The sequence below is a fragment of the Arthrobacter sp. FW306-05-C genome (genome assembly GCF_021801725.1).
Lineage (GTDB): Bacteria > Actinomycetota > Actinomycetes > Actinomycetales > Micrococcaceae > Arthrobacter.
Window position 1 is genome coordinate 2,144,584 of the sequence record NZ_CP084556.1, and the last position, 22,745, is coordinate 2,167,328.

Below are 22,745 nucleotides of genomic sequence, written 5' to 3' on the forward strand. Positions count from 1 at the left end.
ATCTCTGCCCAATGGCGTGCGGGATCTGTTAGTTGGCTTCAACGCCCGCTCAACTAGTAGTGCTTCTCAAAGCACCAAGGAGACTGTAAAAGTGACGACCCGTATTGGTATCAACGGCTTTGGCCGTATTGGCCGCAACTACTTCCGCGCAGCGCTTGCCCAAGGCGCGGACCTGGAGATCGTTGCAGTCAACGACCTCACCAGCCCCGAAGCCCTGGCGCACCTGTTCAAGTACGACTCGGTCGGCGGCCGCCTGAAGGAAACCATCGAGGTCAAGGATGGCAACATCGTCGTCAACGGCAACGTGGTCAAGGTCCTGGCCGAGCGCGATCCCGCCAACCTCCCCTGGGGCGAACTGGGCGTGGACATCGTGATTGAATCCACCGGTTTCTTCACCAAGGCTGCAGACGCGCAGAAGCACATCGCCGCAGGCGCCAAGAAGGTCCTGATCTCCGCTCCGGCCTCGGACGAGGACATCACCATCGTGATGGGTGTCAACCACAACCTCTACGACAACGCCAAGCACAACATCATTTCCAACGCCTCCTGCACCACCAACTGCCTCGGCCCGCTGGCCAAGGTGGTCAACGACGAATTCGGCATCGAGCGTGGCCTCATGACCACCGTGCATGCCTACACCGCCGACCAGAACCTCCAGGACGGCCCCCACAAGGACCTGCGCCGGGCCCGCGCTGCGGCCATCAACATGGTTCCCACCTCCACCGGTGCCGCCAAGGCCATCGGCCTGGTGCTGCCGGAGCTCAAGGGCAAGCTGGACGGTTACGCCATCCGCGTCCCCGTGCCCACCGGCTCCGCCACCGACCTCACCGTCACCGTGTCCCGCGAGACCACCGTTGAGGAAGTCAACGCAGCCCTCAAGCGCGCTGCGGAGTCCGAAGAGCTCCAGGGCTTCCTGACCTACACGGACGAGCCCATCGTCTCCTCCGACATCGTGGGCGACCCCGCTTCCTCGATCTTCGACTCCGGCCTGACCAAGGTGATTGGCAACCAGGTCAAGGTTGTTTCCTGGTATGACAACGAGTGGGGCTACTCCAACCGCCTCGTCGACCTCACGGAGCTCGTGGCATCCAAGCTGGGCTAGGGTTAGACACATGACATCTCACACCCTCAACGAACTGATCGCTGAAGGTGTCCGCGGGCGGTACATTCTGGTTCGAAGTGACCTGAATGTGCCGCTCGACGGCTCTACAGTCACTGACGACGGCCGCATCAAGGCCTCACTTCCAGTGCTGGCAAAGCTCACGGACGCCGGTGCCCGCGTGCTGGTAACAGCCCACCTTGGACGCCCCAAGGGCGCTCCGGAGGACAAGTACTCCCTGCGGCCTGCAGTGGATCGGCTCGCCGAACTGGCCGGCTTCAAGGTGACCCTTGCGGCCGACACCGTCGGTGATGCCGCCAAGGCTGCCGCGGCATCCCTGCAGGACGGCGAAGCCCTGGTCCTCGAGAACGTCCGCTTCGACGCCCGCGAAACCAGCAAGGACGACGCCGAACGCGGCGCCTTCGCCGATGAACTGGTGGCCCTGACCGGCAGCAACGGCGCTTACGTGGACGATGCCTTCGGCGCCGTCCACCGCAAGCACGCAAGTGTCTACGACGTCGCCACGCGGCTGCCGTCCTACCAGGGCGACCTGGTGCACACAGAGGTGGAAGTCCTCCGGAAGCTCACCACCGACACCCAGCGCCCTTACGTGGTGGTGCTCGGCGGTTCCAAGGTCTCGGACAAACTCGCGGTCATCGCCAATTTGATTGGCAAGGCTGACACCATCCTGGTGGGCGGCGGCATGCTGTTCACGTTCCTGGCAGCGCAGGGCCACAAAGTCGCCTCGAGCCTGCTCGAGCAGGACCAGATCCCGGTGGTCCAGGACTACCTGAAGCGGGCCGCGGACGCAGGAACCGAATTCGTGGTTCCCACGGACGTCGTCGTGGCGGAGAAGTTTGCCGCCGATGCCGCGCACGAAACGGTCGCCGCGAATGCCATTGAAGGCAGCAGCTTCGGTGCCCAGGGCATCGGCCTGGACATCGGACCCGATACCGCTGCCGCCTTTGCCGACCGGATCAAGGGCGCCCGCACTGTCTTCTGGAACGGCCCCATGGGCGTCTTCGAGTTCGAGGCATTCTCGGCAGGCACGCGCGCCATTGCCCAGGCCCTCACCGAAACCGACGGCTTCACCGTGGTGGGCGGCGGCGATTCCGCTGCAGCAGTACGCACCCTGGGGTTCGCCGACGACCAGTTCGGCCACATCTCCACGGGCGGCGGTGCCAGCCTGGAATACCTCGAAGGCAAGGAACTCCCGGGCCTCAGCGTCCTGGACCGGTAGTACGGGCCTCGCAGTCCTCCGGCCGGCAGGTTGCCCGCGGCAGCCTGCCGGCCGCACACATATCAAGAACCTTTTGGAGAATACGTGACTACGTCAACGAACGGCGCTTTCGACCGCAAGCCCTTCATCGCGGGCAACTGGAAAATGAACATGGACCACGTGCAGGGCATCACCCTTCTGCAGAAGCTGGCATGGACCCTCTCCGACGCCAAGCACGACTACAGCCGCGTTGAGGTGGCCGTCTTCCCGCCGTTCACCGACCTCCGCGGCGTGCAGACCCTGGTCCAGGGCGACGACCTGCAGATCGCCTACGGCGCCCAGGACCTCTCGCAGTTCGATTCCGGAGCCTACACCGGTGACATCTCGGGCCAGTTCCTGAGCAAGCTCGGCTGCAAGTACGTCCTGGTGGGCCACAGCGAACGCCGCACCATCCACAACGAATCCGACGGCGTCGTCAACGCCAAAGTCAAGGCCGCGTTCAAGCACGGCATCATCCCCGTACTCTGCGTCGGCGAGGGCCTGGAGATCCGCCAGGCCGGAACCCATGTTGAAAACACGCTGCAGCAGCTCCGGGCCGGAGTGGCCGGGCTGACCAACGAACAGGCCGCCGAACTGGTGGTTGCCTATGAGCCGGTCTGGGCCATCGGCACGGGCGAGGTGGCTGGCCCGGAAGACGCGCAGGAGATGTGTGCCGCCATCCGGGCAGAACTCGAAAGCCTCTTTGGCGCCGACGTGGCCGCAAAGACCCGCCTGTTGTACGGCGGGTCCGTCAAGGCCAACAACGCTGCTGCCATCCTGCAGGAGCGCGACGTGGACGGCCTCCTGGTGGGCGGCGCCAGCCTTGACCCGGCGGAGTTTGCTAATATTGTCAGGTTCGAGAGCCACCTGGTCGCGGACTAGCCCGCAACCGGCACACACTCCCGCAATTCCAACTTCTGAAAGGCCGTCGTGGACGTTCTTCATGTCATTCTGCAGATCCTCCTGGGCATCACCAGCCTCCTTCTGACGCTGCTGATCCTCCTGCACAAGGGACGCGGCGGCGGCTTGTCCGATATGTTCGGCGGCGGCATGAGCTCAGGCCTCAGCTCTTCTGGCGTGGCAGAACGTAACCTCAACCGCTTCACCATCATCCTGGGTGTCACCTGGGGCTTGGTGATTATCGCACTCGGCCTGATCATGCGGTTCAGCGGCGGGGACTCCTGAGCTCTGCAACTGAATAGAGGCCTGCGGCACTCCCGCCGCCCGGCCCTGACATCTAAACTGTGGCTGTCGGTTATCGGCAGCCACAGTTTTGTTTTAAGCTGCGGGTGCCGGCGTCCCCTTCGAAGCAGGAGTTCCCATGGTCCATCCAGCATCAGGCTTCCGCGGCACCCGGGCCGGGGTGACAGCAGGCTCAGGGTCCAGCCTTCAATCCAATGACACGTCCTCGCGCCCCTTGCCACGGATCAGGGTGTCGTACTGGTGCGCCAAGGGCCACGAGACGCAGCCCGTGTTCCTGAAGATGCCGGAGGACCAGATTCCCCGCACGTGGGACTGCCGGCGCTGTGGCGGCCCCGCTACCCGCGACGGGAACGAGGCGGCTCCGGACGATCTGTTCGACGACGGCTACAAGAGCCACTTGGAATACGTTAAAGAACGGCGCTCCGGCCAGGACGCCGAAGATGTCCTGGCCGGAGCGCTGGAAAAGCTACGCGCCCGCGGCGTCCTTTCGGACGAGCTGCTGCGGGACACGTGAGGCTGCGTTTTCGTCAATCAACCACAGGGTACGGGACGTACCGCGGGGGCCTGAGGCAGGCACCTGCACCGGGTTGGCCCCAGCCAAGGCAAGCCCCACTGCTCCGGCCTTGTCCTCGCCGGCCACCACCATCCACACCTCGGAAGCCGTGTTGATGGCGGGAAGGGTCAGGGAGATCCGCAGCGGCGGCGGCTTGGGGGAGTTCCGGACACCCACCACCGTGCGGCCCTTTTCCCGTATCCCGGCCTGCTCCGGGAAGAGCGATGCAATGTGGGCGTCGGGTCCAACACCGAGCAGTACCACGTCCAGCCGGGGGAGCGATGACGGTTCCTCTGGCCGGTCGTCGGACATGTCGGCCGCATGCTCGGCTGCTGCCGCTTCCCTCAGTTGCCGGGCGTAATCATCCGCGGCCTCCTCGGGAGTGCCGAAATCGTCAGACGAACCAGGGGAGTGGACACGTTCCGGGTCCACCGGAATATGCGAGAGCAACGCATCAAATGCCTGTTTCGTATTGCGGTCCGGATCGGCGGAAGCAACAAAGCGTTCGTCACCCCACCAGAAGTTCACCTTGGACCAGTCGACGGCGGGCGCCGCCGGTGAGTCCGCAACGGCCTTCAGCGTGCCGATTCCCACGGTTCCCCCGGTGAGCACCACGGTGGCTTCGCCGTACTTGTCCTGCACATCAACGAGCTTGGTGATCAGGCGGGCCGCGATGGCAGCCATGAGGACGGACGAATCAGGATGGATGCTTACTCGTGGGTCAACGCTCACTGGGTCGGACGCTCCTTAGATTGGTACGTGGCAGTCCAATAGTAATCACTTCACCAAACACTTCATCGGGGTCCAGGCGGCGGAGTTCTTCAGCGAGGCAGTCGCGGAGGCTGCGGCGGGGGAGCGAGATCCGCTGTGCCGGCTGGCCCGGCTGGGTCAGTTCCGCCACGGACAGTCCCGGACGGAAGAGCTGGACGTCGCCGCCGGGTCGGGTGAGCCGGACGCGCCGGATCCCGGTTCCGGCCGGGTCCGCCACGATCGTCACCGGGGCATCCAGGGTCAGGGTGAGCCAAGCCGCGAGCAGGATGGTGGAAGGTGAGTCCGAGGCACCCTCGACGGCAACGGCCGTCACCGGGGAGGAGTCCACTTCATCCAGGGCCGCGGCGAGTTGGATACGCCAGTTGGTCAGGCGGGTCCAGGCGAGATCGGTGTCGCCGGCCTTGTAGGTCCGGTGGATCCGTTCGAGCGCGGCCTGGGGATCGGGCTCGTTCGCGGAGTCGGTGATCCGGCGGTGGGCGATCGCTCCAATGGAGGTCTCGCACGCGTTTTCCGGGGCACCATGCGGCCACCAGGCCACAATGGGCGCGTCGGGGAGCAGCAGCGCGGCGACCAGGGACTCACTTTCGTGGGCGAGCTGGCCGTAGCCGCGCAGCACGATAACCTCGGAGGCCCCGGCGTCCCCGCCCACCCGGATCTGGGCGTCCAGCCGGTCCGCTGCGTCCTTCCCGGCGTCGGCGAGCACGATGATCCGGCAGGGGTGTTCGCGGGAGGCGTCGTTGGCGGCCTCGATCGCTTCTTCCTCCAGCCCCGATTTCGTGACGACCACCAGGGTCAGGACCCGGCCCAGGGCGATCACCCCGCCCTGCTCGCGCAGGGCCATGAGTTTCTTGGAGACCTTGGACGTGGTGGTATCGGGCAGGTTAACGATCATGGCCTTCTCCAGGTTCGTCCGTCACGGGCCAGCAGCTCATCAGCGCTGGCGGGGCCCCAGGAACCGGGGGCGTAGGGCTCGGGCTGCTCGTCCAGCGACGCCCAGTACTCCTCGAACGGGTCGAGGATCTTCCAGGACAGCTCCACTTCCTCATGCCGCGGGAAAAGCGGCGGCTCACCCAGCAACACGTCCAGGATCAACCGCTCATAGGCTTCAGGACTGGATTCGGTGAAGGAGTGCCCGTAGCCGAAGTCCATGGTCACGTCGCGGACTTCCATCTGGGTGCCGGGGACCTTGGAGCCGAACCGGATGGTCACGCCCTCGTCGGGCTGGACCCTGATGACCACGGCGTTCTGCCCGAAATCGTCCTCCCCGTGGTCGCGGAAGAGCAGGTTGGGGGCGCGTTTGAACACCACCGCAATCTCCGTCACCCGCCGACCCAGCCGCTTGCCGGCGCGCAGGTAGAACGGGACGCCGGACCAGCGTCTGGTGTGGATGTCCACCCGGATTGCCGCGTAGGTTTCCGTGGTCGAGTCGGCCGGGATGCCTTCCTCCTCCAGGTAGCCCAGGACCTGCTCCCCGCCCTGCCACCCGCCGGTGAACTGCCCACGTGCCGAATGCGTGGACAAATCCTCGGGGAGTTTGACCGCGGCGAGGACCTTTTCCTTCTCCGCGCGCAGGTCATCGGCGTTGAACGAAATCGGCTCCTCCATCGCCGTGAGCGCCAGCAACTGCAGCAGATGGTTTTGGATCACGTCCCGGGCCGCGCCGACCCCGTCGTAATACCCGGCGCGGCCGCCGGTGCCGATGTCCTCGGCCATAGTGATCTGGACATGGTCCACATAGTTCGCGTTCCACAACGGCTCGAACAACTGGTTCGCAAAGCGCAGCGCCAGGATGTTCTGCACCGTTTCCTTGCCCAGGTAATGGTCGATCCGGAACACCGCGTCCGGGGGGAACACCGACTCCACAATGTCGTTCAGCTGCCGGGCGGATTCCAGGTCATGCCCGAACGGCTTCTCGATCACCACCCGCCGCCACTTGTCTCCCTCGGCCTGCGCCAGGCCATGCTTGGACAGCTGCCGGCAGACCTGCTCGAACGCCTTGGGCGGGATCGAGAGGTAGAACGCGTGGTTCCCGCGGGTGCCGCGGACATCGTCGAGTTCCTTGATTGTCTCGCCGAGCCGCTCGAATGCCGCGTCGTCGTCGAACTCGCCCTGGACAAACCGGATGCCCTCCGAGAGCTGGTTCCACACCGCCTCATCAAACGGCGTCCGGGCGTGGGCCTGGACCGAGGCCTTCACCTCAGCGGCGAAATCCTCCTTGTCCCACTCCCGCCGGGCGAACCCCACCAGCGCGAAACTCGGCGGCAACAACCCACGATTAGCCAAGTCATACACCGCCGGCATCAGTTTCTTCCGGGCAAGATCCCCCGTCACCCCAAACAACACAAGCGACGATGGACCCGCAATCCGGTTCAAACGGCGGTCCCGCGGATCACGCAACGGATTACGCGGGCGGCCCGCGCCCTTCCGGCCGTATTCAGTTTCTGGCATGTTGCTTTTGCGCCTTAGCTTTCGGTTGCGGATGCGCGGGTGGACAGTGCAGCGACGATGTCCTGCAGCTGTGCCACGCCGGCGGCACGGTCAGTGAGGTGGAGGCGCAGCACGGGACGGCCGTGTTCGCCCAGTACCTGGGCGTCGCCTGCGGCCTGGGCGGCGATGAGCTCGCCGAAGGTGAACGGCCGGTCCGGGATCGCCAGATCCTCGGCGGGTGCTGCGGTGACCTGGAGAAACACGCCGATGGCCGGTCCACCCTTGTGGAACTGGCCGGTGGAGTGCAGGAAGCGCGGACCCCAGCCAAAGGTTACCGGGCGGCCCGTAGCCGCCGCCAGCTCGTCACGGATGCCCTCAAGCCCGGCGAAGGCGAGCCGGTCGAAGTAGGCCTGGACGCTCAGGTAGCTGTCGGAGGCGAGTGTACCCAGCAGGGCCTTGACGGCACCTTCTGCTGTGGCGGCGTCGCCGAGCCAGTCGCCTCCGCGCACCTCAATGGCGCCGTCAACGAAGGCGGCCGGTGTGGGTTCCGGCTGGGCGTCCAGCAGTCCGCGCGCAGCCACCTTGGCGGCCTCGACGTCGGGCTGGTCGAAGGGGTTGATGCCCAGCAGGCGCCCGGCCACGGCGGTGGCGAACTCCCACACCATCATCTGGGTGGCCAGGCCACCGGCGATGGCCACCTGGTTTTCGCCGAGTTCGACGTCGGCGTCTGCGGCCACGAGCCGGACCACCAGGACATCGGGCGCGCCGGAGGTGACTTCCGGCGCCTGGGGACCCGCGACTACCGGAAGGATCCCGGTGCCCAGCTTGCCGGTCGATTCGGCAATGAGCTGTTCGGCCCAGTCGGCGAAGCCAACAATGCCGGAGCCGTCTTCGGCGATGACGATCTTGTTCCGCAGCGGGCTGGTTCCACCCAAGGCCGTGCCCAGGGCCAGCCCGATGTTCTCAGGGGCGTCATCGTTGAGGATTTCCGCAGCTTCCTCGGCTTCGTCCAGGAAGGCCTGGATGTCCACGCCGGCCAGGCCGGAGGGGACCAGGCCGAAGGCGGTCAGGGCGGAGTAGCGGCCGCCGACGTTGGGGTCGGCGTTGAAGACGGCCCGGTAGCCGGCCTCCCGGGAGGCCTTGTCCAACGGCGAGCCCGGGTCCGTGACGATGATGATCCGGCTCTTGGCGTCCACGCCGGCCTCGGTGAAGGCCTGTTCGAAGATGCGCCGCTGGGAATCGGTCTCCAGGGTGGATCCGGACTTGGACGAGACCACGATGGCGGTCTGGGCCAGCCGGTCCGCGAGGGCAGCCCTGACCTGGTCCGGGTCAGTGCTGTCCAGCACGGTCAGCTCGACGCCGGCGGTGCCTGCGATGACCTCGGGGGCCAAGGAGGATCCGCCCATGCCGCAAAGCACGATCCGGCTGACTCCTTCGGTACGCAGGGCATCACGGAGTTCCAGAATGTCCTTGACCAAGGGCTGGGAGACTGTGGCTGCCTCCACCCATCCGAGGCGAATTGCCGACTCGGACTCCGCGTCGGGACCCCACAGCGTGTGGTCCTTGGCAAAAATCCGCGTGGCAATCCGGTCCTCCACGAGGGCGGGAAGGTGCTGTTCAAGCGCCTTCTGCGCCGCGCCGGTGGCGTCGTAGCTGAGAGTGCTCATGGGTGTTAGGAAGCCTTCCGTGCAGAGGCGAGGGCGCCTTCGACGTCGGCCAGCAGTTCTTTCCAGCTGGCCACGAACTTGTCCAGGCCTTCGGTTTCGAGCAGCGCGACGACCTCGTTGTAGGACACGCCAAGCTTTTCCAGGGCGTCGAGCGTGGCGTTGGCGTCATCGTAGGTGCCCCTGACGGTGTCGCCGGTGACCACGCCATGGTCGTACGTGGCGTCCAGGGTCTTCTCCGGCATGGTGTTCACGACGCCGGGCGCGACCAGTTCAGTGACGTACAGGGTGTCCGGGTACGCCGGGTCCTTGACGCCGGTGGAGGCCCACAGCGGGCGCTGGGGGAGTGCGCCGGCGTCGGCCAGCAGGGCCCAGCGCTCGGTGGCGAAGAGCTCCTCATAGACCTGGTAGGCCAGGCGGGCGTTTGCCAAACCGGCCTTGCCTTTCAGGGCCTTGGCTTCGTCGGTGCCGATCTTGTCGAGGCGTTTGTCGATTTCGGTGTCCACGCGGGAGACGAAGAATGAGGCAACGGAGTGGATCTTGGACAGGTCGTGGCCGTTTTCCTTGGCCTGCTCCAGTCCGGACTGGAAGGCGTTGATCACCGCGCGGTAGCGCTCCAGGGAGAAGATCAGGGTCACGTTGACGCTGATGCCTTCGGCCAGGGTTGCCGTGATGGCTTCGAGGCCCTCGATGGTTGCCGGGATCTTGATGTGGACGTTGTCCCTATTGACGCGCTGGGAGAGGTGCTTGGCCTCGGCGATGGTTCCCGCGGTGTCCCAGGCGAGGCGCGGGTCCACTTCGATGGAAACGCGCCCGTCCACGCCCTTGGTGGCGGCGGCAACGGGGGCGAACAGGTCGCAGGCGTCAGCGACGTCGGTGGTGGTGATCTCGAAGATCGTGTCCTCCACGCTGGCACCTTCTGCCGCCTTGCCGGCAATGATCTGGTCGTAATCGGTGCCGGCGGTGATGGCGGCGTGGAAGATCGACGGGTTGGTGGTCACACCAACCACGTTCTTTTCCTCGATGAGCTTGCGGAGGGTGCCGGTCTCCAGGCGTCCGCGGGAAAGGTCGTCGAGCCAGATGGAGACTCCGGCGTCGGAGAGCTGTTGGGTGGGAGTAGTCATTGCTGTATCTCCTGAAGTTTGGGTTTAGGCCTGGGTGGCGGCGAGGGAGTCCTTGGCGGCGGCGGCAACTGCTTCTGCCGTGATGCCGAACTCCTGGAAGAGCCGCTTGTAGTCGGCGGAAGCGCCGTAGTGCTCAAGGCTGACGGAACGGCCGGCGTCGCCAACGAATTCGCGCCAGCCCAGGGCCAGTCCTGCTTCAACCGAAACGCGTGCCTTGACTGCGGCGGGCAGGACGGATTCGCGGTAGGCGGCGTCCTGCTTCTTGAACCATTCAACGCACGGCATGGACACGACGCGCGCGGCGATGCCTTCGGCCTGCAGTGCTTCGCGTGCCTGGACTGCGAGCTGGACCTCGGAACCGGTGGCGATCAGGATGACGTCGGCCGGAACGGTGGCGCCGTCCTTGGATGCTTCGGCCAGGACGTAGCCGCCCTTTGCCACACCCGCGGTGGATGCGAAGGTGTCGCCGTCGGCGTCGCCCTCGCCGCGTTCCCAGGTAGGAATGTTCTGGCGGGTCAGGACGATGCCTGCGGGGTTGGCGTGGTTTTCCAGCATCGTCTTCCATGCCGCTGCCACTTCGTTGGCGTCGCCGGGGCGGACGACGTCCAGGCCCACGATGGCGCGCAGCGAGGCGAGCTGCTCAACCGGCTGGTGCGTGGGACCGTCCTCGCCCAGCCCGATGGAGTCGTGGGTCCAGACGTAAAGGGACGGCACACCCATCAGGGCGCCGAGGCGGATGGCAGGGCGCTGATAATCAGAGAAGATCAGGAAGGTGCCGGAGAACGCGCGGGTGTTGCCGGCCAGGGTGATGCCGTTCACGATCGAGGCGGCAGCATGCTCGCGGATGCCGAAGTGCAGGACGCGGCCGTAGGGGTTGCCGGACCATGCATCGGTCTGCTTGGAGGCGGGCACGAAGGACGGCGAGTCCTCGATGGTGGTGTTGTTGGACTCCGCGAGGTCGGCCGAACCGCCCCACAGTTCGGGCAGGACCGGGCCGAGTGCATTCAGGACCTTGCCCGATGCCGCGCGGGTGGAGACGTCCTTGCCGGCCGGGAAGACCGGGAGGGCTGCGTCGACGCCCTGGGGCAGCTCCTGGGCCTCGAGGCGCTGCAGGAGTGCGGCACCTTCGGGGTTGGCTTCCTGCCACGCGGTGAAGGACTCTTCCCATTCCTTGCGCTCTGCGGCGCCGCGTTCCACCACCTGGCGGGCGTGGTCCAGGACCTCCTGGTCCACCTCGAAGGACTTGGCGGGGTCGAAGCCGAGGACTTCCTTCAGCGCTGCAACCTCATCGCCGCCCAGGGCCGAGCCGTGGATCTTTCCGGTGTTCTGCTTCTTGGGGGCCGGGTAGCCAATAATGGTGCGCAGCGAGATGATGGACGGCTTGGAGGTCTCGGCCTTGGCGGCCAGCAGGGCGCTGTAGAGCTCCTGGACGTCTTCCTTGTATTCGCCGGTGCGGGTCCAGTCCACGCGCTGGGTGTGCCAGCCGTAGGCTTCGTAACGCTTCAGGACGTCCTCGGTGAAGGCGATGTCGGTGTTGTCTTCGATGGAGATGTGGTTCTCGTCGTAGATGACCACAAGGTTGCCCAGTTCCTGGTGCCCGGCCAGCGACGAGGCTTCGGCGGTAACGCCTTCCTGGAGGTCGCCGTCGGAGGCGATGACCCAGATGGTGTGGTCGAACGGCGACTGGCCGGCCGGAGCGTCGGCGTCGAACAGGCCACGCTGGCGGCGCTGGGAGTACGCAAAGCCAACCGATGATGCCAGGCCCTGGCCCAGCGGGCCGGTGGTGATCTCCACGCCGGCGGTGTGCTTGTACTCCGGGTGGCCGGGGGTCAGCGAGCCCCAGGTGCGCAGCGCTTCGAGGTCCTTCAGTTCCAGCCCGTAGCCGGAGAGGAACAGCTGGATGTAAAGGGTCAGCGATGTGTGGCCGGGGGACAGGACGAACCGGTCACGGCCCAGCCACTGCGGATCGCGCGGATCGTGGCGCATCAGCTTCTGGAAGAGGAGGTAGGCAGCCGGTGCCAGGCTCATGGCGGTTCCCGGGTGTCCATTGCCCACCTTCTCCACGGCGTCGGCAGCCAGGACGCGGATGGTGTCCACCGCCTTCTGGTCCAAGCTGGTCCATGACAGTTCTTGCTCTTCCAAATGTGGCACGAAAACCGGGCCCCTCTCTGTGCTGGCGGCGGCGGTACACCGGATCCGATTGAGGGCGCGTGTGTGGCGCCCGCTGCGGTGTGTACCAGCCGTCCACCATCGAAACGTTGATCCTTGCATTCAGTCACGGACAGCAGCGGGAATGCGTTTTCCACCGCTTTCTTGCTGCGTGCTGATCTGGTGACAGCTTAGCTCTTATCCATACTCCGGGCGGGCCAAATCTCACGTTTTGGACGCAATTTCCCCTTTTGTGAATCACCATCACGACGTCGTGAGTTAATCTGCTCGAATGGGCCCGCGAGCGATCAAATGCGCATATGGCAGGGCCGGGACAGCGCCCCGGGCGCGGTATGATATTCGGAGGCCAACGCCGGGTGTGCATATCCAACGCCGTCCGGGGTTTCCCGACTGTTGCACGCACCTGATGCATTTCCTTCCTTAGTGCCGTGCCCGGGCCCGGGCCGCAAGACCGGAGCTGCACTGCCAGCCTCAAACTGCCACACAGAACGGGTGACTGCCACCGTGAGCACAACAGATACGCCGCTGAAAGCATCCCGGGCCTCCGGCGCCGGGTTTGCCCGTAAGGCCAAGGCGTATCTCGCCCTCACCAAGCCGAGGGTCATCGAGCTGCTCCTGGTGAGTACTCTGCCCACCATGATCTATGCGGAGCGCGGCTTCCCGTCCATCGGGCTGATCCTTGCCACCCTGGTGGGTGGAGCCTTCGCCGCCGGCAGTGCCGGAGCTTTCAACTGCTACATCGACCGTGACATCGACAAGCTGATGCAGCGTACGGAAAACAGGCCCCTGGTCACCGGTGAAGTCACCCCGCGCGAGGCACTGGTGTTCTCCTGGCTGCTTGGCGCGGCCGCAATCGCGATCCTCTGGTTCGGCGCCAATCCGCTGTCAGCCTGGCTGGGCTTGGGAGCCATCTTCTTCTACGTGGTCATCTACACCATGATCCTTAAGCGGCGCACCGCGCAGAACATTGTGTGGGGCGGCGCAGCGGGCTGCTTCCCGGTGCTCATTGCGTGGGCTGCCGTGACCAATTCCGTGGAGTGGCCGGCCGTCATCCTGTTCATGGTGATCTTCCTGTGGACACCGCCGCACTACTGGCCCCTGTCCATGCGCTACGGCGAGGACTACCGGAATGCCAACGTCCCCATGCTTGGCGCCATCGCCGGCGCCAAGGTGGTGTCTGTCCAGGTGGTCCTGTATGCCTGGGCCATGGTGGCCTGCTCGCTGTTGATGATTCCGGCAGGCGGCGCCGGCTGGGTCTACACCCTTACCGCCATCCTTGCAGGTGCCTGGTTCCTCTATGAGTCCCACGCCCTGTACGGCCGTGCCCAGCGTGAGGACATCCCTGACAAGCGCGCCATGAAGGTGTTCCATGGCTCCATCAGCTACCTGACGCTGCTGTTCATCGCCCTGGCGGTGGACCCCTTCATTGGGCATGCCATCATCGGCTAGCCCTGCCATCCCAGCCCGGACTGGACCAGCGGCTTCACACTTCGTGTGGGGCCGCTGCTCTGTTTAACCGGACCCGCCCCCTCAGTCGGGCCGATGCTTCATCGCGTGCCGCCGCTCGTCCTGCCCGGCCCTGCGCGAAGCCATGGATGCCCTAATTCCGTTGCCTCGGCGAACGATTTGACATTTTTGTCATATCTATCACTTTAGCTGTCATTGAGGATGACCTGCTGCTTACGGTGGAGCTGCCCCTTCCCCTGACGCAAAGGAAATTCCATGGATGCCCGTCCCTCCACCGTTCCCGCTCCCAGCCACAGCCCGCCGGGTGGCAAGGGAGGCGGCCGCCGCTTCACGTTCGCCGGCCGCCTGTTCACTGCGCACCTAAGCAAAGACCTGCCGGCATCCCTGGTGGTGTTCCTTGTGGCCCTCCCGCTCTCCCTGGGCATTGCAGCAGCATCGGGGGCGCCCATCATGGCTGGCCTCATCGCCGCCGCCGTTGGCGGAGTCGTGGCCGGAAGCCTTGGCGGTTCTCCGCTGCAGGTGAGCGGACCTGCGGCCGGCCTGACCGTCGTCGTGGCCGGCCTGGTCCAGGAATTCGGCTGGCAGGTGACCTGCGCCATCACGGCAGCGGCCGGCGTCGTGCAGCTCCTCCTGGGGATCAGCCGGGTGGGGCGCGCCGCCCTTGCCGTCTCGCCCGTGGTGGTCAAAGCCATGCTGGCGGGCATCGGCGTCACCATCATCCTGCAGCAGCTGCACGTGCTGCTCGGATCCGAGCCCGCCGGATCTGCATTCGAAAACCTCACGGCCTTGCCTGCGGCCATCACCAACCTGGAACTGCATGCCGCCCTGCTGGGTCTGGCCGTCGTGGCCATCCTCCTGTGCTGGAAGTTCCTGCCGGCCGCTGTCCGGCGTGTGCCCGGCCCCCTTGCCGCGGTCACTGCAGGCACCGCACTGGCCGTGGCCTTTGCCCCAGGTGTTGAGCGCATTTCCCTGGACGGCTCCATCTTTGACGCCATCGCACTGCCGCGACTGCCTGACGGGAACTGGCGCGCCTTCGCCTTCGCAGTGCTCACCATGGCCCTGATCGCGAGCATCGAATCCCTCCTGTCCGCCGTGGCCGTAGACAAGATGCAGACCGGCCCCCGGACCAATCTCAACCGGGAGCTCATTGGCCAGGGCGCCGCGAACATCGTTTCGGGCTCACTCGGCGGGTTGCCCGTGACGGGCGTCATTGTCCGCAGCGCCACCAACGTGGAGGCCGGCGCCGCCACCCGCATGTCCGCAATCCTGCACGGCGTGTGGGTCCTCGCGTTTTCGGCCCTCTTTGCCGGACTGATCCAGTTGATCCCGCTGGCGGTCCTGGCCGGTTTGCTGGTGGTGATCGGCGCGCGGCTGATCAAGCTGGCGGACATCCGCACCAGCCATCGGACCGGGGACCTGGCCATCTATGCGGTGACCCTGGTGTGCGTGGTGTTCCTGAACCTGCTCGAAGGGGTGATGATCGGCCTGGCCCTCGCCGCCGCCCATGTCCTCTGGCGCGTCCTGCGCACCCCCATCCGCGCGCACCGCCCCGCGGCACCGTCGTCGTCCTGGCGTGTGACCATCGCCGGCTCGTGCAGCTTCTTCGCGCTGCCGAAGCTGAGCGGAGTCCTCCAGTCTGTTCCCGCCGGCGCCGACGTGGTGGTGGAGCTGAACGCCGACTATGTGGACCACTCGTTCCGTGAGGCCCTGCTCGCCTGGCAGCTCCAGCACCAGGCCACGGGCGCCACGGTGATCCTTGAAGAGCATGGCAACACCGTGTTTCAGGACGCTGCGCGCCAGGCTCCCCGGCGCGAGGACGCCACCGAACTGCCCCTTCCGCCCCGCAAGGTGCCGCTGCTGGTGGGTATCAATAAATACCACCGCCGGTTCGCCCACCAGGTGCGCCCACTTGTCCATGACCTGACGGACGCGCAGAACCCGGACAGCCTGTTCGTGGCCTGTGTGGATTCCCGCGTCAATCCAAACCTGATCACCAGCAGCGGCCCGGGGGACCTGCTCACCCTGCGCAACATCGGCAACGTGGTATGCAGGGACGCGGGCCAGGAGGCTTCGATCGACGCCACCCTTTCCTTTGCCGTCAACGGCCTTGGCGTACAGTCCCTGGTCATTTGCGGCCATTCCAACTGCGGCGCCATGAAGGCGGTGCTCGCAGAGGCTGACGGTGCTGACAACAGCTCCCTCGGCGCGGCATTCGCAGGCTGGCTGGACCACGCCCGCCCCAGCTACGCGGAACTCCTGGCCGGACATCCGGTGGGCAGGCAGGCCGCGCAAGACGGCTACAGTACCGTGGACCAGCTGGCCATGGTCAACGTGGCTGTACAGCTGGCCAAGTTGCAGGAGCATCCGGTGGCCGGGCCGGCGCTGGCGGCCGGAAAGGTGCAGGCCGTAGGACTCTTCTACGACATTGCCACGGCGAAGGTCCTGCGCATCACGGCCGACGGCATCGAGGACCTGGACGGATCCTTCGTCGCCGGGGTGCAGGGTCGGGCCCTGGCCGACCGGTAGCTCAGGCGGCAGCCGTTAAACGGCAGGCGCCCCGGCCCAAACGGTCCGGGGCGCCTGCCATCTGTCGCGGGGGGGCAGCGTATTGCAGCGGTTTACCTTACGGAACTGCGCGTCTCCACCGCGCTGGAGTGGGCGATGTCCCAGGCGTTGGTGGACGCGGCCATCAGCAGCGCCGCGCCAAGCATGTGGGCGGCAACCAGCAGCGCCGGGATGCCGTTGTAGTACTGCGTGAAGCCGATGATGGCCTGGAGGATGGTGACGCCCAGGAGCATCAGTACGGCGGTGCGGAACGGGCCGGTGATGCGGCGCCTGAAGACCAGTACCAGGGCCACCACGGTACCGGCGGTGACCAGATAGGCGGGAACCGCGTGGATGTGGGAGAACAGGTCCCAGTCCAGGTTATTGCGGGGGGCATCGGCGTCGCCGGCGTGCGGACCGGCCCCGGTGACCACCACGCCGAGCATCACGGCGACGGCGGAGAAAAGGGCGACGGCGGCCGTCACCGGACGCAGCACGGCAGGCAGTGCGGGGGGCCGGGCAGCAACGAAGCGGCCGGTGCGTCCGAACGCGCGGTTCACCAGCAGGGTGGCGAACACCACGAGGGCCATCGACACGAGGAAGTGCAGGCCCACCACCCACGGGTTGAGGTTGGTGAGGACTGTGATGCCGCCAATCACCGCTTGCGCCGGAATGCTGGCGAGCAGTCCGAGGGCCAGCAGGAAAAGGTCCTTGCGTTCCTTCCGCAGGTTCCACAGGTACACCAGCATGAGGGCGGCCACGGCAGCCAGCGCGAAGGTCAGGAGCCGGTTCCCGAACTCGATGAAGCCGTGGATGCCCATTTCCGGGGTGTTCACAATCGAGTCGGAGGTGCAGCGAGGCCACGTGGGGCAGCCCAGGCCTGATGCGGTCAACCGGACGGCGCCGCCGGTGACCACCAAAAGCGTCTGGCCGATCAGGGACGCTACGGCGAGCCGGCGGATGCGGACGTCCACGGTGCGTGGGAGCCGCGAGGCCAGGCGGCCGGCGAGCTGGGGAAGGCGTGAAGCCGTGGACACGATCATCTCAATTCCACTTGAACCAACGGATGGCTGCAGCCCCGGCAATAACCGTCCAGAGCAGCAGGATAAGGGCGGCGCCGCCGTTCACGGCCCCGCCCAGGAAGGCGGCGCGCATCGATTCACCCAAGGCGCCGGAAGGCAGGAAGTGCACCACCGCTTGCGCGGCCGCAGGCAGCCTTTCGGACGGGATCACAATCCCGCCCATGGCTCCCAACAGGATCCACAAAAGGTTGGTGATGGCCAGCGTGGCTTCCGGCCGGACCGTCCCGGCCACCAGCAGCCCCAGCGCCGTGAACGCCGCCGCGCCCAGCGCAAGAAGGGCCAGCCCCGGGAACCAGCCCGCCGCCGTCGGCTGCCAGCCGAGGGCCAAGGCGACAAGGCCCACCACCACCACCTGGATGCACAAAACGGCCAGGACTGAAAGGACCTTGCCGGCAATCAGGCCGCCCCGCCCCAGCGGAGTGGTGGACAGGAAGCGGAGCACGCCGTAGCGGCGGTCGAAACCGGTGGCGATGCCCTGCCCGGTGAAGGCGGTGGACATGGCGCACAGGGCCAGGATCCCCGGGACTGCCACGTTGATGCGGCTGGAGCCCATGCCGTCCAGGAAGGGGGTCACCGTCAGGCCGACCAATGCCAGCAGCGGGAGCACGATTGCCAGGATCAGCTGTTCGCCGTTGCGCAGCATGGTCAGTGCCTCGTATTTGCCCTGGAGCAGGACGCGGCGCGCCAGGGACGCCGGCTGCTGCGTCTCCTGCAATGCTGCCCCGCTCATCGGATGTCCTTTCCTGAAATGTCCAAAAAGACGTCTTCAAGGCTACGCGCCTCAAGGCTCAGTGATGCCGGCATGATGCCCTTCGCTTCCCACCACTGCGCCAGCGCGGACAGGTGGCGCGGCGTGAGCGCGCCGGTCACGGTGTAGCTGCCGGCACGGGCTTCGGAAAATTCCACGTCGTCCGGCAGCACTGCGGCCAGGTCCAGTCCGGCCGGGGCTTCAAACGCGAGCGTCCGGACGTGGTCTGCGCCGTGTTCGGTGACCGGGCTGCGCTGCAACAGTTCCTGGACAGTTCCTTCGGCCACGTTGCGGCCGCCGTCGATTATGTAGACATAGTCCGCCAGGCGCTGGGCGTCATCCATGAGGTGGGTGGTCAGGATGATGCCCATGCCGCCATCACGCAGCTCCGCGATCAGGTCGAACACGAGTTGGCGGGACTGCGGGTCCAGGCCGGCGCTTGGCTCGTCAAGGAACAGTACTTCCGGCCTGCCGATGAGGGCAGCGGCAAGCGCCAGCCGCTGCTTCTGGCCTCCGGACAGCCTGCGGACGCTGGTGCGGCTGAAGGTATCGATGCCAAGGCGGCCCACCAGGTCCTCGAGCGGCCAGGGGCGGGCGTAGAGCCCGGCGATGTGCCGCAAAAGCGGCAGGGGCCTGGCCGACGGCGGGAGGCCGCCGTCCTGGAGCATCACACCTACGCGGGAGCGCAGCCCGGCGCCGGCCGTCGCGGGGTCCTCGCCCAGCAGCGAAATGCTGCCGCCGGTACGTTTCTGCAGGCCCTGAGCGCATTCGAGGGTTGTTGTCTTCCCGGCACCGTTGGCGCCGAGCAGGGCAGTTACCTGGCCGCGTTCGGCAGCGAGGGAAACACCGCTGACTACCCGAAGCATCTTGCCGTCCATACTGGACAAGGGGCCAACGTCCTTGATGAGCCCATGAATGGACAGGACGGGGGACTGGGGGGATCGCACCACAGTATTCTACGGGATGTAGTATTTAGCGCTGTCCCGGCCAACCCGGCGCGGCTGCTGAGTCTGGGTGCGCGAATCGCGGCTTGGTCATAATCGGTTCAGACCCCAAGGTCAGCCTGCCCTTACTGGAGCCCGGGACTAAATTACGACATGATTGTGTTGTGTATTCCATGACCAACACCACCGCTGTGCCCGTTGCCGGGCCCGGTCGTGCCGCATCCAGCCCCGTGGCTGATGCCGACGAGCGCACCCGGGACCGGGTCCTCGCTGCCGTCCTGGAACACGGACCGGTCAGCGCCGCCGAACTGGGAGACATGCTGGGCTTCACCCCAGCGGCAGTCCGGCGCCATCTTGACCACCTCTCGCGTGCCGGCGTCATCGAAGTCAAGCGGGTTGCCAAGCCCGGTGCGGGTGCCGGCCGCCCGGCCCGCCGCTACGTCCTCAGTTCCCAGGGCCAGTCAAGCCTTGGCAATGACTACCTGGACATTGCCGCACTGGCGCTTCAGGAGCTGCAGAAGGTTGCCGGCCCGGATGCGGTGCGGGCCTTCGCCGAGGAGCGGTTCGCGGACATGGAGCGCCGGTACGCACCCGAAATCGAACAGGCCGGGCCGGATATCCGCGACCGTGCCATCGCACTCTCAGCCGCACTGAGCCGGGACAACTTCGTCGCTTCCGCCGCAACCATCGAAGCGAAGGCACCGCTTCCGGCGGCGCTGTCCAGCGTGCAGCTCTGCCAGGGCCATTGCCCCATCCAGCAGCTGGCAGCCCGGTTCCCGGTGTTCTGCGACGTCGAGACCGAAGTCTTCTCAAGGCTGGTGGGAGTGGACGTACGCCGGCTCTCCACCCTGGCGCGGGGCGGCCACGTCTGCACCACCCACATACCTACAGGCAGGCTGTCTGCCAAACCGGCGCCCGCGCCGGCGGCAGCCCCCGCCGGCCTGGACGAAGTAATCAACCATCAGCAAGAAAGGCCGTGATGACGGACCAACTATCAGAGAAAGCAGTAGCCGAAAACACTGTGATCTCGGAGATTCTGGAAAAGAATCCCGAGCTCCACGGCATCGGCAACTACGAGTACGGCTGGGCCGACAAGAACGACGTCGGCGCCAATGCACGGCGTGGTCTCGATGAAGAGGTAGTCCGGGACATTTCGGCCAAGAAGAGCGAACCGGAATGGATGCTCGACCTCCGCCTCAAGGGCCTGAAGTACTTCGACCGCAAGCCCATGCCCACCTGGGGTGCAGACCTCTCCGGCATCGACTTCGACAACATCAAGTACTTTGTCCGCTCCACCGAGAAGCAGGCAGCCACCTGGGAAGACCTCCCGGAAGACATCCGCAACACCTACGAGAAGCTGGGCATCCCGGAAGCCGAGCGCAGCCGCCTGGTCTCCGGCGTTGCTGCCCAGTACGAGTCCGAGGTGGTGTACCACCAGATCCGTGAGGACCTCGAGGCCCAGGGCGTCATCTTCCTGGACACCGACACCGCACTGAAGGAACACCCGGAGATCTTCCAGGAGTACTTCGGCACCGTGATCCCCGTGGGCGACAACAAGTTCGCGTCGCTGAACACCGCAGTGTGGTCCGGCGGCTCCTTCGTGTACGTGCCCAAGGGCGTCCACGTGGACATCCCGCTGCAGGCCTACTTCCGCATCAACACGGAAAACATGGGCCAGTTCGAGCGCACGCTGATCATCGCCGACGAGGACTCCTACGTCCACTACATCGAAGGCTGCACCGCGCCGATCTACACCTCGGACTCGCTGCACTCCGCCGTCGTGGAGATCATCGTGAAGAAGGGCGCCCGCGTCCGCTACACCACCATCCAGAACTGGTCCAACAACGTGTACAACCTGGTGACCAAGCGCGCTGTCTGCGAAGCCGGCGCCACCATGGAATGGGTGGACGGCAACATCGGCTCCAAGGTCACCATGAAGTACCCGGCCGTCTACCTGGTGGGCGAGCACGCCAAGGGCGAGACCCTGTCCATCGCATTCGCCGGCGAGGGCCAGCACCAGGACACCGGCTCCAAGATGGTGCACATCGCGCCGAACACCAAGAGCTCCATCATCTCCAAGTCCGTTGCCCGGGGCGGCGGCCGTGCCGCCTACCGCGGCCTGGTCCAGGTCCGCGAAGGGGCCAAGCACTCGGCCAACACCGTGCGCTGCGACGCCCTCCTGGTGGACACCATCTCCCGCTCCGACACCTACCCGTACATCGACATCCGCGAGGACGATGTCCAGTTGGGACACGAGGCCACCGTTTCCCGCGTCAGCGAGGAGCAGCTCTTCTACCTCATGTCCCGCGGCATGCCCGAGGACGAGGCCATGGCCATGATCGTGCGCGGCTTCATCGAGCCGATCGCCCGCGAGCTGCCCATGGAATACGCCCTTGAGCTCAACCGCCTCATCGAACTCCAGATGGAAGGATCCGTCGGTTAATGACTGCCGAAGCAACTACCGAAAAGGCGCGCATCGGCGCACCGTCGATCTCCGGTTTCACCGAGGAAGGCGAACACCTGGTCGCCTCCAAGGTTGACCGCCACCACAGCCACGGCACGCAGGTCATGGCCTCCCGCGCCGAGCGGCTCACCAGCCACGACGTGGCCGACTTCGCCCTGCCCAACGGCCGGGAAGAGGAATGGCGCTTCACCCCGGTGCGTGAACTGGCCAACCTGCTGTCCGACGCCCCGTCGGAAGACGGCGTCCTGGACGTTTCCGTCGAAGCGCCCGCCGCCGTCGTGCAGCGGATCCTCGGCGCAGGCGAGGCCCCCCGTGGTGCCACCCTGGTCCCCGCCGACCGTGCCGCCGTCGTCGCTTCCGCCAACGCCGGTGGCGCCCAGCTGATCTCCATCCCGGCCAACGCCGAGCTGGACGCTCCCGTGCGCGTCGTCCTGACCGGCAACGGCGCGGGCCGCCGCAGCAACTCCCACGTGGTGATCGAGGCCGGGGCCAACAGCCGCGGCGTAGTGATCCTGGAGCACGGCGGCATCGCCGACCACAACGGCAACGTCGAGGTCCTGGTCCGCGAGGGCGCCCAGCTGACGGTGGTTTCCGTGCAGCTGTGGGAAGACGACGCCAAGCACCTGGCCCAGCACGACGCCGAGGTTGCCAAGGACGCCGTGTACAAGCACATCGCCGTAACGCTCGGCGGCAAGATCGTCCGCCTGAACTCCAACGTCCGGTTCGCCGGTGAAGGCGCCGAGGCCGAGCTTCTGGGCCTCTACTTCGCCGACGCGGGACAGCACCTGGAGCACCGCTCCTTCGTGGACCACAACCTGGCCAACTGCAAGTCCAACGTCCTGTACAAGGGCGCGCTGCAGGGCAAGGGCGCACACACGGTCTGGGTGGGCGACGTGCTGATCCAGAAGCAGGCTGAAGGCACCGACTCCTACGAGAAGAACCAGAACCTGGTCCTCACCGACGGCTGCCGCGCGGACTCCGTGCCCAACCTGGAGATCGAGACCGGCCTGATCGAGGGTGCCGGCCATGCCAGCGCCACCGGCCGGTTCGACGACGAGCACCTGTTCTACCTGATGGCCCGCGGCATCCCCGAGGATGTTGCCCGCCGCCTGGTGGTTCGCGGCTTCCTCAACGAGGTCATCCAGCAGATCAAGGTCCCGGCCCTCGAAGAGCGCCTGACCGAGGCTGTTGAGCGCGAACTCGCGGCAACCGAGAACTAGGAACGGGC

Annotated in this window: 19 protein-coding genes; 10 read left to right on the forward strand and 9 right to left on the reverse strand. The window is 66.1% G+C overall.

The features are described from left to right. Positions 1-91: 91 nt before the first annotated feature. The 5 genes from gap to LFT44_RS09890 all read left to right on the forward strand — a co-directional run bounded on the left by gap (position 92) and on the right by LFT44_RS09890 (position 4,074). Positions 92-1,102 (forward strand): type I glyceraldehyde-3-phosphate dehydrogenase, encoded by a 1,011-nt coding sequence (gap, locus tag LFT44_RS09870; protein WP_142133914.1) that lies wholly within the window; start codon positions 92-94, stop codon positions 1,100-1,102. Between the two features lie 10 nt (positions 1,103-1,112). After that, complete coding sequence (locus LFT44_RS09875; RefSeq protein ID WP_236802616.1) at positions 1,113-2,339, forward strand: phosphoglycerate kinase; 1,227 nt, start codon at positions 1,113-1,115, stop codon at positions 2,337-2,339. A gap of 84 nt (positions 2,340-2,423) precedes the next feature. Further along, on the forward strand, positions 2,424-3,239 hold the full coding sequence (gene tpiA, locus LFT44_RS09880; RefSeq protein ID WP_236802618.1) for a triose-phosphate isomerase: 816 nt from the start codon (positions 2,424-2,426) through the stop codon (positions 3,237-3,239). A 48-nt stretch (positions 3,240-3,287) separates the two neighbouring features. Next, entirely contained in the window at positions 3,288-3,542 is a 255-nt protein-coding gene (gene secG, locus LFT44_RS09885) for a preprotein translocase subunit SecG (RefSeq protein ID WP_236802620.1), read from the forward strand. Between the two features lie 136 nt (positions 3,543-3,678). After that, positions 3,679-4,074 (forward strand): RNA polymerase-binding protein RbpA, encoded by a 396-nt coding sequence (locus tag LFT44_RS09890; RefSeq protein ID WP_236802622.1) that lies wholly within the window; start codon positions 3,679-3,681, stop codon positions 4,072-4,074. Here the strand turns inward: LFT44_RS09890 and pgl are convergent. From pgl to tkt, 6 genes are read right to left on the reverse strand one after another with little or no spacing between them, the layout of a single operon-like run. After that, positions 4,027-4,797 (reverse strand): 6-phosphogluconolactonase, encoded by a 771-nt coding sequence (gene pgl, locus LFT44_RS09895; RefSeq protein ID WP_236802854.1) that lies wholly within the window; start codon positions 4,795-4,797, stop codon positions 4,027-4,029. The genes LFT44_RS09890 and pgl overlap by 48 nt on opposite strands. 37 nt (positions 4,798-4,834) lie before the next feature. After that, a complete protein-coding gene (locus LFT44_RS09900) occupies positions 4,835-5,776 on the reverse strand; it encodes a glucose-6-phosphate dehydrogenase assembly protein OpcA (protein ID WP_236802624.1) in 942 nt (313 codons plus the stop codon). Continuing rightward, complete coding sequence (gene zwf / locus LFT44_RS09905; protein ID WP_236802626.1) at positions 5,773-7,332, reverse strand: glucose-6-phosphate dehydrogenase; 1,560 nt, start codon at positions 7,330-7,332, stop codon at positions 5,773-5,775. Before zwf ends, LFT44_RS09900 begins: the two co-directional genes overlap by 4 nt. A 14-nt stretch (positions 7,333-7,346) precedes the next feature. Continuing rightward, positions 7,347-8,978, reverse strand: a complete 1,632-nt coding sequence (locus LFT44_RS09910) for a glucose-6-phosphate isomerase (RefSeq protein ID WP_236802628.1) — start codon at positions 8,976-8,978, stop codon at positions 7,347-7,349. A gap of 5 nt (positions 8,979-8,983) precedes the next feature. Next, a complete protein-coding gene (gene tal, locus LFT44_RS09915) occupies positions 8,984-10,099 on the reverse strand; it encodes a transaldolase (RefSeq protein WP_236802630.1) in 1,116 nt (371 codons plus the stop codon). Positions 10,100-10,123: 24 nt separating this feature from the next. Beyond that, complete coding sequence (tkt, locus tag LFT44_RS09920; protein ID WP_236802855.1) at positions 10,124-12,241, reverse strand: transketolase; 2,118 nt, start codon at positions 12,239-12,241, stop codon at positions 10,124-10,126. A gap of 519 nt (positions 12,242-12,760) precedes the next feature. On the opposite strand from tkt, the gene LFT44_RS09925 reads away from it, so the two are divergent. Both LFT44_RS09925 and LFT44_RS09930 read left to right on the forward strand, forming a co-directional pair. After that, positions 12,761-13,717: a heme o synthase gene (locus LFT44_RS09925; protein ID WP_236802632.1), complete on the forward strand. Its 957-nt coding sequence runs from the start codon at positions 12,761-12,763 to the stop codon at positions 13,715-13,717. A gap of 273 nt (positions 13,718-13,990) precedes the next feature. Further along, a complete protein-coding gene (locus LFT44_RS09930; protein ID WP_236802634.1) occupies positions 13,991-16,261 on the forward strand; it encodes a SulP family inorganic anion transporter in 2,271 nt (756 codons plus the stop codon). A gap of 92 nt (positions 16,262-16,353) precedes the next feature. Here LFT44_RS09930 and LFT44_RS09935 read toward each other — a convergent pair whose 3' ends face one another. Genes LFT44_RS09935 through LFT44_RS09945 form a run of 3 tightly spaced genes read right to left on the reverse strand, consistent with a single transcriptional unit; the run spans position 16,354 to position 19,056 of the window. Then, positions 16,354-17,316, reverse strand: coding sequence for a COX15/CtaA family protein (locus LFT44_RS09935; protein WP_236802856.1), 963 nt, complete (start codon positions 17,314-17,316; stop codon positions 16,354-16,356). Between the two features lie 7 nt (positions 17,317-17,323). Further along, positions 17,324-18,091, reverse strand: coding sequence for an ABC transporter permease (locus tag LFT44_RS09940; protein WP_236802636.1), 768 nt, complete (start codon positions 18,089-18,091; stop codon positions 17,324-17,326). Then, the gene (locus LFT44_RS09945; RefSeq protein ID WP_236802638.1) at positions 18,088-19,056 is read right to left on the reverse strand and encodes an ABC transporter ATP-binding protein; all 969 of its coding nucleotides are present in this window, start codon (positions 19,054-19,056) and stop codon (positions 18,088-18,090) included. Before LFT44_RS09945 ends, LFT44_RS09940 begins: the two co-directional genes overlap by 4 nt. 170 nt (positions 19,057-19,226) lie before the next feature. Here LFT44_RS09945 and LFT44_RS09950 point away from each other — a divergent pair, with 170 nt between their 5' ends. Genes LFT44_RS09950 through sufD form a run of 3 tightly spaced genes read left to right on the forward strand, consistent with a single transcriptional unit; the run spans position 19,227 to position 22,737 of the window. Next, entirely contained in the window at positions 19,227-20,033 is an 807-nt protein-coding gene (locus LFT44_RS09950) for a helix-turn-helix transcriptional regulator (RefSeq protein ID WP_236802641.1), read from the forward strand. Then, the gene (gene sufB / locus LFT44_RS09955) at positions 20,033-21,496 is read left to right on the forward strand and encodes a Fe-S cluster assembly protein SufB (protein ID WP_043454764.1); all 1,464 of its coding nucleotides are present in this window, start codon (positions 20,033-20,035) and stop codon (positions 21,494-21,496) included. The genes LFT44_RS09950 and sufB overlap by 1 nt, the downstream gene beginning before the upstream one ends. Then, positions 21,496-22,737: a Fe-S cluster assembly protein SufD gene (gene sufD / locus LFT44_RS09960; RefSeq protein ID WP_236802643.1), complete on the forward strand. Its 1,242-nt coding sequence runs from the start codon at positions 21,496-21,498 to the stop codon at positions 22,735-22,737. The genes sufB and sufD overlap by 1 nt, the downstream gene beginning before the upstream one ends. Positions 22,738-22,745 lie beyond the last annotated feature (8 nt).

Bases quoted from the DNA above. Each gene is read 5' to 3' on its own strand.
- LFT44_RS09875 (WP_236802616.1), top strand. From the start codon at position 1,113: ATGACATCTCACACCCTCAACGAACTGATCGCTGAAGGTGTCCGCGGG.
- LFT44_RS09890 (WP_236802622.1), top strand. From the start codon at position 3,679: ATGGTCCATCCAGCATCAGGCTTCCGCGGCACCCGGGCCGGGGTGACA.
- pgl (WP_236802854.1), bottom strand. From the start codon at position 4,797: ATGGCTGCCATCGCGGCCCGCCTGATCACCAAGCTCGTTGATGTGCAG.
- LFT44_RS09900 (WP_236802624.1), bottom strand. From the start codon at position 5,776: ATGATCGTTAACCTGCCCGATACCACCACGTCCAAGGTCTCCAAGAAA.
- zwf (WP_236802626.1), bottom strand. From the start codon at position 7,332: ATGCCAGAAACTGAATACGGCCGGAAGGGCGCGGGCCGCCCGCGTAAT.
- LFT44_RS09910 (WP_236802628.1), bottom strand. From the start codon at position 8,978: ATGAGCACTCTCAGCTACGACGCCACCGGCGCGGCGCAGAAGGCGCTT.
- tal (WP_236802630.1), bottom strand. From the start codon at position 10,099: ATGACTACTCCCACCCAACAGCTCTCCGACGCCGGAGTCTCCATCTGG.
- LFT44_RS09930 (WP_236802634.1), top strand. From the start codon at position 13,991: ATGGATGCCCGTCCCTCCACCGTTCCCGCTCCCAGCCACAGCCCGCCG.
- LFT44_RS09940 (WP_236802636.1), bottom strand. From the start codon at position 18,091: ATGAGCGGGGCAGCATTGCAGGAGACGCAGCAGCCGGCGTCCCTGGCG.
- LFT44_RS09950 (WP_236802641.1), top strand. From the start codon at position 19,227: ATGACCAACACCACCGCTGTGCCCGTTGCCGGGCCCGGTCGTGCCGCA.
- sufB (WP_043454764.1), top strand. From the start codon at position 20,033: ATGACGGACCAACTATCAGAGAAAGCAGTAGCCGAAAACACTGTGATC.
- sufD (WP_236802643.1), top strand. From the start codon at position 21,496: ATGACTGCCGAAGCAACTACCGAAAAGGCGCGCATCGGCGCACCGTCG.